Origin of the sequence: Chryseobacterium sp. MYb7, from assembly GCF_002979455.1 — a bacterium.
Lineage (GTDB): Bacteria > Bacteroidota > Bacteroidia > Flavobacteriales > Weeksellaceae > Chryseobacterium.
Map to the genome: position 1 here is coordinate 84310 of NZ_PCOU01000007.1, position 11980 is coordinate 96289.

Consider the following 11980-nt stretch of genomic DNA (forward strand, 5'->3'; position numbering starts at 1 on the left):
TAAATATAAACTTTGCGTTTATATAATGATATAGATTAAAATAAGTCTAATCACCTGTTCAGCCAGTTCAGGCATTCGGCAATCTGCATTTTACTGATAAAAACTTCGGCATTCACTTCCGGCTCCGGAGAAAGTCTTAGCTCTACTTTTTGACTGGAATGTTTGATTATCTCAGAAACAGCTTCTTTATTAATGATAAATTTACGGTTTATTCTAAAGAAAATCTCAGGATTCAGCTTCTGAATGATATCTTTAATGGTATCATCGTAAATATAGGTCTGATGATCTTTTGTAGTCAGGAAAAGGTATTTCCCTGAGGCAAAAAAATAAGCGGTATTATGCTCGTCTATTGATTTAAGCTTATTCCCTTCTCTTACCATAAAACGTTTCATCATCTCATCATCCGGCTGTCTTAATGAGGAAATGGATTTAAGAACCGGTTCAGGATCAAAATTATTTCTTATAGAAATAAATTTCTGTAAAGCTTTATGTAAATCCTGTTCTTCAAAAGGTTTCAGAAGATAATCAATCGTGAAATGCCTGAAAACTCTCATGGCATATTCGTCAAATGCAGTAATAAAAATGATTGGGGTAAAAAGTTCTACATGCTCAAAGATTTCAAGGCTCATTCCATCCCCAAGATGGATATCCATAAAAATAAGATCTGCAGAATCTTTTTCAAAAAAATCAATTGCCTGTTTTTTGGACCGAAGAATAACCGTCTCTGTAACAGGGACAATGCTCTGTATATCTAAAAGATTTTTCAGATAATTCACAGCCAGCAGCTCATCTTCTATAATGGCAATTTTCATAACGCTGCAAAAGTACAAAAAAACCGCTAAAACAATTAAGTTCAAGCGGTTTCCTCTGTATTGAATTTGATATGAAGTTTTATAAATTAAGGTTATTCTTCTTCGCACTCATTGGATATTCAATGGTATATCGCGGATCATTCTGCTGAAGAATATACTCTTTGCCACTGATTATATGGCTTATTTTTTTCTGATTTGCTCTTCTTAAGTCGAACCATCTTTGTCCTTCCAAAGCAAATTCTCTGAATCTTTCATCCAGAATAAAGTTCATAAATGCCGTAGAATCCATTGAAGACACGGCATTTTGTACTGAAGTATATCCGTCCGGAGTATATCTGTTTTTTAATACTTTCAGAAGTGTTTCTTTAGCTTCAGCCAGTTTATTCAACTTTAACAATGCTTCAGATTTTATAAAATACTGTTCTGCTGTTCTGAAAGACACTTTAAATTCTAAACTTCCTCCTTTGGTGACTTTATACTTACTACCATTTTTTCCAAAATACATGCCAAACCTTTTATCTGTAGTAGAATTATATGAAGAAATAAGTTCCGGAGATGCAAAACATAAGTTTTTTATAGAGTTATCCCATGTATTATCCAAGGCCATAATAGATTCCGGAGAAGCATAATGATTAGGTACTGTGTTTGCGGTATTCAAATTGCTCAAATCACTTTTCACTGCCAATACCTGATCTGCAAAGTTTAAAGCTTTGTTCCAGTCTCCTTCGTATAGAGCTGTTCTTGCTTCAAATGCCAACAATGCTGTTTTGGAGAATCTATAATTAACTCCCAATGCCTGTTTCTGCTCCACCATCAAGTCCTCTGCTTTTTTAAGATCTGAATGAACCTGATTGTATACTTCCTGCACTGATGATGGCTTCAATACCTCTTCAAGATCAATTTCCAGGTTGATGGGAACTCCTCTGTCTGTAGAAGCTGTAGCACTGTTGTATGGCTTTCCATATAAATTCACCAAATCAAAATACAGGTAAGCACGCAATGCATAAGCTTCTGCCAAAATCTGATTCTTCTCTTGAGAATCCTGCATGGTTTTACTTCCTTCATTGATGATCTGATTCAGATAGAAGTTTACGTTATAAAAGCTTAACCAAGGAAGCTCCACAGAGTTAGAGTCATAGTTCGAATCTTTCCACATTGCCATTTCACGATTAGAAATAAAATCTACTCCATTATCATCAATACTTGTCTCATCGGTACGAAGTGCTACCATAGATTTGTGAACCGGATATTTTGAATACGCTGATGTAAGTACTTTTCGGTAATCTTCAGCTGTAACAGGAATGATTTTTCCTTCAGGTTGAATATCTAAAAATCTGTCACATCCGATATTGATAAGACTGATTGCTGTAAGCGCTATGATTGTTGTAATTTTTCTCATTTTTCTCAAGTTTTAAAAAGAAACATTAAATCCTACAGTCACCGACTTGGTGATAGGCTGTGCATAAATATTACCATACGTTTCCGGATCGAAATATCCGTTATATCCGTTACTGAATACAAAAAGGTTACGTCCTTCAATACTCAGTCTCAAGCTGCTGATTCCCATAGGATTTGTAAATTCTTTAGGAAGTGTATAGCCTAAACGGATGCTGCTGATTCTGATATAGCTGATCTCTTTTGCCCATACATCAAGCAGATTGTACGCGCTTGAGCGATTGCTGGCAAACCATTTATTCGCCATCCATCCGTCCGGATTAGCATCCATTTCAGGACTTGTAATACCTGGAAGCGAACCTCCTGCTTCATAGATATCTCTTGTATAGTTTCTTCCTCTATCCAGATCCATACCTCGGTAAGAAGGTGTTCTCATTACCGTCTGCTTCAGATTGAATGTTGCAGAGATAGTAAGGTCAAAATCGCTTATCTTAAATGTGTTAATAATACCTCCTGTAAACTTCGGATCTCTATCTCCAACGTACGTAAATAGACTTCTCAGCTCAGCGTTTGAAAGTTTTGTATTCACAAGCTGTCCCGGAAGGAAATCTGCATACACATCATATAATTTAAAGAATTCTGCTGCAGAAATCTTTTGATCCCCTTTCCAGAACAATGGGTTTCCTTGTTCATCCATTCCTGCAGTTTTCAAAGCAAAAACTGCATTTACAGGCAGACCTTCTCTTGAAGGAAGGAAAGCATTGTCGCGGGGCTGCTCACTCAATACTCTACTCTTGTTGTGTGCAAAGTTGATCGTGGTAGTCCATTTGAAATTATCATGATTGATGTTTCTGGTAGATATTGCCAATTCAAAACCTTTATTGGTCAAACTTCCCCAGTTCATCATCGTGTATTCAAACCCTGTTTCAAGAGGAGTTTCTCTCATACTGATCATATCTGTTCCTTTTCTGCTGTACACATCAGCCATAAGACTCACACGATTATTGAACAAGCCTAAATCAAGTCCAACGTTGGTGTTGGTCGTTTTTTCCCATCTCAATTTATCGTTAGGAGGGCTGATAACATTGATGACTCCTTCTTTTACTCCCGGAAGAATAGTTGCATCATTGTATTCACCGATAAAGAATGGCGAAGTATTTCTGTCGATATTTCCCTGAAGACCGTAAGAAGCTCTTAGCCTAAGGTTAGATACTGCAGAAATATTTTTCATAAAGTCTTCCTTCGTCACCAGCCATGATCCTGAAACTGCCCATATTGGAAGGTATTTATATTTTTTATTCACCCCGAAAAGGTTGGTTCCATCATATCTTACACTTCCGAAGAAAGTATATTTCTGATCGTAGGTGTAAGACGCTGTCGCAAACATAGAAGCATAAGCATTTTCTATAGGAGCTGCTTCACGGTATGTTTCATATCTTTTATCAGCTGCAAAACCTGAATTCGGGAAAACAATGGCCGTAGCTCTTCTTGTTTTTGGATCATACCCAAAAGCTCTTGTAATGGTCGTATTATCTTCTGTTTTACGAATTTCCGTTCCTGCCATCAAATCAATTTCATGTTTTGAATTGATCTTCGTGCTGTACGCCGCCTGCAATTTCCAGTTGTACTGGAAGAAATCATTATCCCAGTTTTGTTTTACGGCACCAGCTGGTAGAAAGTAATTGTATTTTCCGTCTTTGTAATAACGGGTATTTTCTCTTATTTTTCTGGTGAAGTAGGTATTCTCTGCAGCAAATTTCTCTGTTTTATTTGTATCATACTGAATACCTAACTGAGAAGTAAATCTTAAACTTTTTGAAGCTTTATATTCTAAATCTAAAATCGCTTTCAAAGAGTTATTTTTCAGTGAATAGTTTGTATTTTCTCTTTCCTCAAGAAAATTGAAAGGAATATAACGATCCTCATAACCATCCATATCTTTATCATAGTTATAACTTCCGTCTGCATTGAAAGGTTTCAGATAAGGATTGGCGTTTCTTGAATAATTAACAGGGTTGATAGAAGCATCAGCATCCGTTACAAAAGATGTACGTTCACTTTGCGTTCCGAAAATAGAGATTCCTGCATTTAACTTATCGCTTAATTTATAATTGTTTTTTAAAGTCAGGTTATAACGTTTAAAACCTGTACCGACAGTTGTTCCTTCTTCATCATAGTATCCCAGGGAGAAATAATAATCTGCACGATCACTTCCTCCGGAAACACTTAACCCGTATTGTTTGTTGATGGCATTTCTGTACAAAAGTTTACCCCAGTCTGTATCGTTGTTTCTTAAACCGTTGATCTGCTGGCGAGTCAATGAATTCAATGCATCAAAACCTCCATTTCTGAAAGCATCAAGCTGGCTGTTCTGAGTCAGAATTCTCATCACTTCTCCTTTATCTGCGCGGTAAGTAAGATCTGCACGCTTTGCAAGCATCAGCTCCAGGTCTACTTTTTCAGAAGCATTTAAAAGGTTCAGTTTTCCAAAATCAGGACGTGATGTCACGAAAGTATCTGCTGAGAAGTTCAGTTTCAGACTTCCTTTCTTTCCTTTTTTTGTGGTAATGGAAATTACTCCGTTGGCTGCTCTTGCTCCATAAATAGCGGTTGCAGCTGCATCTTTAAGGATGGTGATATCTTCAATATCGTTAGGGTTCAATCCTGCAATAGAGAAGTTCTGAAGCTGGTCAATATTGTCTTTATCCGTAAAGTTCGGAACATCATTTCCTTCTAACGGAAGACCGTCAATTACCCATAGCGGATCCTGAGGACCGGAAAGAGAGGCTGTACCTCTGATTCTGATCTTCGCAGGACTACCAGGAGCACCGGTTTCGGGAGTTACTGCCACACCAGCAATCTGCCCTGCCAGCATTTGGTCTATACTGGCAACACCAGCCTGGCTGATGTTGTCCATTTTTACTGTAGAAACCGCTGAAGTCTGCTTACGCTTTTCAATTTTCTGGTAACCGGTGATGATTACTTCCTGGATTTTATTTTTATCTGTTACCTCCGAAGTCAGTCTGATAGTATAGTTGGTCTGTCCTTCATTAAGCTGAATCACTCTGGATTCATATCCTGGGTAACTTACCAATACCGTTTTTGTATCGGCAGGAATTTCTAGTATAAATTTTCCGTCCTTATCGGTAACTGTACCTACTGATACACTTTCGATAATTCCTTCTAATTCTGTTTTTGTAGAGACCGATTGTGTCTCAATTTTTATAGATGCACCGGTAATGATATGAGAAGTATTTCCATCTTCTATTTTCCCAGTGATGGTTTTCTTTTGCTGAGCCATTGCGATGTTAGCAGCTAAAAGAGGTAAAAGTATTAGAGTTTTTTTCATTGCCGTTTATTTGTTTAAAGCCTCTTGAATACGAATAATTAAATCTGTGTAGTGTGCTCTGGAAGCATCATCGCCTCTGTATCTTGTTCTGTTCAGTAAGTCCAGAACCTTCTGAAGTTCTGCCCTCTTGTAAGTAGTGACTTCTGATACTCTCTTCATGGATGAATAATTGATATTCCTCAACCCATAATCTTCTTCATGGAAATTACAGATGGTCGGGATATTCAGAGTATCATCTGTTTTCAATGCTTTCACTGCTGTTTTTTCAAATAATTTGTTTACCGAAACAATCAAAGCATCCACATAATTTTTCTGAGTCATTTTCTCAAGCATTGTAAGGCTTCCTTTTTTATTGAAAATAGCCTTTCTTACCTGATCAAATAAATTTTCAACGGTGTAGATCTCTTCTTTCGATCCTGAAACCTGATGTTTCATCTCGTTTTCAAGTAACCTCAACAGTCTGTCATCCATCAATAGGGAATAGATAGTCCCATACTGCATTCCTCTTGCCAGGGTATACGGCGTCTGCTCGTAGGGTCCCATTGGTGAGTCTTTAACAGGATATGTTTTTTCTGTAATCGGGTTAAAGAATAACCATTCCGGAAGATTGATGGCATTTTTCACAAGATAATCAACTGCTCTTCTCTGAATTTCCGCAGGAACGGCTTCGTAAGCCTTTTTCTTATTACCAAAAACAGTGTTGTTTAGGTAAATTCCTCCTACATTCGCCATTACATGACCTGTATACAGATCCCACTGCCCGATAACTCCCAGATACAGTTTTCCGGCATCGGTGTATTCTTTACCGTCTTCATACGTCCATTTCAAGAGATTATTGATCACAACTTTCAGGTTTTTCATTCCGTACTCGCTGGCTTTCATCGCATCATCACCTAAATCTTCAGACTGCGAACGCGGGTCAATGGTTTCCAGGTAGCTCTGCTGCTCACCGTAGAAATACATCGGGTCATCCTCATGTTTTTCAATCAGGTTTTTTAGCGCTTTTTTCTCCACGAATTCATCCGGATACCAACGGTAACCCCAGTCTATGGCATATTTATCATAAAGACCAATTTTCGGAGTGATTGCTGTAACGCCATCTTCCGGCTGAGCCACGTAATTGTAACGTGCATAATCCATAATGGAAGGGGCCGTACCACCCATTTTATCTGTAAATTCTTTGGAACGAAGCGACTCTACAGGAAATGCAAAGGAAGATCCCATATTGTGCTTCAGTCCGAAGGTGTGACCTACTTCATGAGATGAAACAAAACGAATGGCTTCACCCATATGTTCATCACTGAATTTATTTCCTCTTGCTTTCGGGTCGATAGGTCCTGTCTGAATTCTCATCCAGTCATGAAGAGAAGTCATTACATTATGCCACCAGATAATATCTGCTTCGATAATCTCACCACTTCTCGGATCTACCACAGAGGGTCCCATTGCATTTGACTTTGGCGACGCGGCGTAAGTAATTACAGAATATCTTACATCATCAATATCAAAATCTTCATCTTTTTCGTCCGGCATTTTCGCAATCACTGCATTTTTAAATCCTGCTTGCTCAAACGCCGCCTGCCAGTCATGTACTCCGGCAATGATTTTCTCACGCCATTGTTTTGGTGTTGCTGGATCGATATAATAAACAATCGGTTTCTTAGGCTCTACCAGCTCACCTCTTAAGTATTTTTCTTTGTCTTCATCTTTGGGTTCAAGATTCCATTTGGTAATGAAAAACTTTTCATCCATTTTCTGCTGATTGTCATTAAACGACCAGTGTTTTTCGGAGAAAAATCCTACTCTTGAATCGGCTACTCTTGGTTTCATCGGTATTTTAGAAAGCAGAACCAGATTGGTCGTAACTCCTAATGTTACCGGAAGATCTACTCCGCCTTCATTGACAGAAGTAGACAATTGAGACTTCACTACAAGATTTTTAGGAAATGTTTTCACTCCTTCTATATAAGAAAGGCTTGACTTCACAGATCCTCCTAATCCTACATTCGCCAAAACATCATTAAAGCTCTTTTGATTTCCATCAAAAACTTTATTCACTTTAATGGCCACCGCTGTAGAGTCACTGTTTTGTGCTTCAATATCAAAGACTTCAATTACAGATTCTGAAAAGTTGTCTTTCACAGATTTTGTAATAGCATCATTTTTTGGTGAAGACACTTTAGGAACCACCGTTTTTACCCATACCTTTTTAGCTACAGGATCACGGTGAAAGGAAATGACTTTATTTTCATAATTCATTCCTTTGTTCAAACCTGCCTCATTGACCTGCATGGGTACCTGAGACAGCTTGTTAACCACCAAAAACTGACGTCCCATCAAGCTGTCTGGAATTTCAAAATAAATATCCGTCTTTAACTGAATAGTATTAAAAAGTCCCTTTTTATAGATTCCTTTTTTGATCAGGTCTTCAATTTTTTTTGTTTTTTTCGACGAGGATGTCTCTGTCTTATCTGTTTTTTCTTTGTTGACCTTTACCGTATCTTTATCTTTTTTCTGTGCTACTGCCATTGGTGAAGCCATAGCAAGACCGAGATACAGAGCAAGTCTGTAATTCTTCATTAAAATAGTCCGATTCATTCCAAATAGTAAATATCTTAGTTTCAGTAAGCAAAGCTATAGGTATCGTGAATCATATATAAATATTAGGGAGTGAGTGGTGATATTTTGGGAGTGAATGGATTTTTATTTTCACTTCATTAATGGCAAAAAACATATGAAATATTCACCATCTACAGAAATATGAAGAAGATTATTCTTAAAATACTCATAAACCTGATTCAAATAATCAATTCCGAATTTTTCTCCCTGCACCGGTTCCGTTTTAGGCTGCCAGGTGTTCTTTACCGTGATCCCTTCTGCATCCACAATAATGATAATTTCCAGAGGTTGATCTATTGTGGCAATATTGTGTTTTACAGCATTCTCCGTGACAATCTGCAATGATAAATACGGAATTCTTTTTTCAAGACTATTGGGATCATTAATAATTATCTCAAACTTTATTTCTTCATCAAACCTGCTTTTCAGAAGTTCCATATAATGTTGTATAAACTTGATTTCCTGAGAAACCTGAACAATATTTTCTTTCGGAGGTACAATCAGATATCTGTAGATCTTGGAAAGATTCATGGTAAACTTCTGCGCGTTTTCTTTATTGATCCCGATCAGCATATAAAGGGAATTCAATGAATTGAAAAGGAAATGTGGATTGATATTATTTTTAAGCTGCTGAAGCTGATTGATCACTTCGGCTTTGTGCATCTTTTCGTTCTCTATCAGCAGTAAATTCTTCTCAGACTGTATTTTTTCTTTTTCCTGATATGCCAGATTGGTTGCCCTTTGGAACAATATAAAAACTGTTACAATAAGAAACAGGGCTGCCAGAAAAATATAAACAGTATAGGTTTTTATCTTGCTGATGTTTTCATCGATGATAAAATTCACATGATTCACTACAGTATATCCATCAAAATTGTCGGTCTTCAACGGTTTTATAAATCGGGTTACTTCTACTCCCAGATATTCTGAGACTGCTGTTCCTTTGGTATATCCCACTTCCGTTTTGCTGGTCAGGGTATCAGCAGGCTTAATATCCGTAAAATCAAAAATATTTTTCCCGATATACTTTTTCTCAGGATGGGTAATGCAGATTCCTTCTTTGGTAAAGACATAGGCGTAGGTATTGGAGCTTTTGTCAACATTAATAAAATATTGGTGCAGATCATCCAGACTCACTGTAGAACCATAATATAATTTGTTTTTATCAGGCAACACCAAAGAATCATAGCTTATCCAGTACATGCTATCCTTTTTGGTCATCAAAAGATCTTTGAAATGCCCCGGACCATTATTTTTTATAACAATGGATTTTTCTTTATAATCTGTATTCTTGAAAATATCAGACAAAGGGTTATTGCTCTCAGATTTTCCTGAACTCCTGTTTTCATAGTAATACCAGCTGTACGGGAGAAGATTTCTTTTTTTGTTCAGATCATTTAAAACTAAAGAATAATCCTTATAATTCTTCAATCCGTCTTTCTGAATGAGTGCACGAAGCAGATATTGATAATCTTCAATATTTCTGAATTCATGTTCTATAGATTCATATTTTCGGAAAAATGTTTTCTTTGCAAAATCATCGGTATTTTTTCGGCTGTCTTCTGTAATCAAAAGACTCAAAACGGCAAATGCTGCCACAGCAATCAGGCAGGCAGATAAGGCAGTTATATAAATGGACTTTTTGGATAAAGCGTGCTTAAAATTAATAATCAAATTCTCAAAATTGCGGGTTCCTCTACATATAAATTATTCGTTTGCAAAGATATAACAAAGATTCCAGGACCGTAAAGTGAATTATATTTAGATTTTATTTTTTAGAGAAAAGCACCAGACTACGCGCATTTATAAATTAAAAATAATAATTAAAACCTCATTAAACTTATCACTTTTTAGCAAAAAAATGAAAATTACAAAACCGAATTAAGTCTTAAAATTCGTTAATATCGTCATTCAGGCAACATATTCAGCACTCTATATTTTGAAAATTAATTATCTTCGCCTACAAATCTTATTTGAAAATGAAGAAGATCATCTCCGGGATATCTATTTTTTGTGCTATAGCTATTTCAGCTCAGGAAGCGATCCAATTTCAGGAACTGCCTTTCAAGGATATTATTGCAAAAGCCAAGAAGGAAAAGAAATTGGTTTTTATTGATGCTTATGCATCATGGTGCGGCCCATGCAAAATGATGGAGAAAAATGTTTTCACACAAAAATCTGTGAGTGATTATTATAATACCAACTTCATTAATGCAAGATTTGACATGGAAAAAGGAGAAGGTAGAGATATCGCTTCCAAATTTGGAGTACGTTCTTATCCTACTTATCTTTTCCTAAATGGTGAAGGTGAAATTGTTTCCAGAAATACAGGGTATATGGAAGAAAGTATGTTTGTAGCAATGGCTCAGGATATCAATTCACCCGGAAACAAAAAAGGGTCTTTTAAAGACCGCTTTGCCAATGGTGAAAAAGATCCGGAATTTCTGATCAACATTATGAAGCTGAATGCCAACACAGATTATGACTTCGCCAAAAAAGCTTCTGAAAGATATTTCCAAAATAAAAAGAAAACTGAAGAATTGACCAAAGACGAGATAGGATTCCTACTCTATTTTGTAAAGTCATCAGAAGATACCAATTATAATATCTTTGCATCCAGAAAAGCAGAGATCGTTAAATATCTTCCGGAAGAAACGTACAACGAATTTGATGCACAGTTGAAATTAGGTAAAATAGTAGAACAGTCTATTGATGATAAAAATAAAAAAATCAACGATGACTATTTTCTAAAAACAGCAGAACCTTTAGTAGGAAAAGAAGCCGCTCTTAAAAAATTGAATCAGACTAAACTGAGCTATTATGAGCAAAACAGCAATTTTCCAGAGTATGAAAAAGCAGCTTTAGATTATTATAAAAACGCTGATACATTTGATCCTAATGAACTTCTAAGGGCTGCGTGGGTATTTGCAGATCATGTAAAGGCACCAGCTTCCTTAAAGAAAGCTACAGAATGGGCAGAAAAGTCTGTCATGAGAAACGAAACTTCAGAAAACACTTATATTCTAGCTAAACTCTATCACCTTACGGGCAATAAAGAGATGGCAAAAAATTATGCTGAAATGTCCAAAAACATGGCAGTTCAAGGCAATAAGGATTCTCAACTAGCAGATGAATTATTAAAGCAAATAAAATAAACATTATATACCGGATGAAATATAAATTATTAGCAGCAGGCATTTTAGCTTTCCTGTCAGCAGGTACATTGAGTGCGCAGGAACAGGAACAAGGAGGACAGGATAAAAGTTTATACATTAAAGGAAATGCTTTATTTGCCCCAATAGGAATTTTAAACCTTGGAATAGAAAAACAGATTAGCCCAAAATATACCCTTCAGGGAGATGTTTTCATTTCGCCATGGAAGTCTTTTGCAGGACATGAATTACAGATTTACTCTATTTCTGCTGAAGGAAGATATTATTTTAAAGAAGCCTTTAAGAGTTGGTATGTAGGAGTCAATATTGGTGCATCAGCTTATAATCTTCAAAAATGGAATTATTGGAATGATCATACAACTGGTCCAAAAGATGATGGCGAGATCGTTATGACTTCGAATCTTTATCAAAAAGGATATTCTCTAACGCTGGGCGTTACTGCAGGATATCAGTTTCAATTGTCTGAACGATGGAATCTTGATCTTTATGCAACCGTTGGAACATCGCAAGGATTTTATAAAGGATACGACCGTACAACAGGAAGACGTTATGACTCTGCTGAGAAGTTTAACAAAAGCGGTGAGATCATTCCATACAGAGGAGGAGTAATGATTTCTTACAAATTAAAATAA

Annotated in this window: 7 protein-coding genes; 2 read left to right on the forward strand and 5 right to left on the reverse strand. The window is 36.6% G+C overall.

All coding sequences use genetic code 11. The features are described from left to right. Positions 1-50: 50 nt before the first annotated feature. The 5 genes from CQ046_RS07795 to CQ046_RS07815 form a co-directional block, all read right to left on the reverse strand. Positions 51-812 (reverse strand): LytR/AlgR family response regulator transcription factor, encoded by a 762-nt coding sequence (locus CQ046_RS07795; protein WP_105701716.1) that lies wholly within the window; start codon positions 810-812, stop codon positions 51-53. A gap of 79 nt (positions 813-891) precedes the next feature. Beyond that, positions 892-2211: a RagB/SusD family nutrient uptake outer membrane protein gene (locus CQ046_RS07800; RefSeq protein ID WP_105701717.1), complete on the reverse strand. Its 1320-nt coding sequence runs from the start codon at positions 2209-2211 to the stop codon at positions 892-894. 12 nt (positions 2212-2223) lie between these two features. After that, a complete protein-coding gene (locus tag CQ046_RS07805) occupies positions 2224-5556 on the reverse strand; it encodes a SusC/RagA family TonB-linked outer membrane protein (RefSeq protein WP_105701718.1) in 3333 nt (1110 codons plus the stop codon). Between the two features lie 6 nt (positions 5557-5562). Then, the gene (locus CQ046_RS07810; RefSeq protein ID WP_228406904.1) at positions 5563-8136 is read right to left on the reverse strand and encodes a zinc-dependent metalloprotease; all 2574 of its coding nucleotides are present in this window, start codon (positions 8134-8136) and stop codon (positions 5563-5565) included. A 129-nt stretch (positions 8137-8265) separates the two neighbouring features. Further along, positions 8266-9849, reverse strand: coding sequence for a histidine kinase (locus tag CQ046_RS07815; protein WP_105701720.1), 1584 nt, complete (start codon positions 9847-9849; stop codon positions 8266-8268). A gap of 305 nt (positions 9850-10154) precedes the next feature. Between CQ046_RS07815 and CQ046_RS07820 the strand changes: the two genes are divergently transcribed. After that, complete coding sequence (locus CQ046_RS07820) at positions 10155-11330, forward strand: thioredoxin family protein (RefSeq protein ID WP_105701721.1); 1176 nt, start codon at positions 10155-10157, stop codon at positions 11328-11330. A gap of 14 nt (positions 11331-11344) precedes the next feature. Then, positions 11345-11980: a DUF3575 domain-containing protein gene (locus CQ046_RS07825; protein ID WP_105701722.1), complete on the forward strand. Its 636-nt coding sequence runs from the start codon at positions 11345-11347 to the stop codon at positions 11978-11980.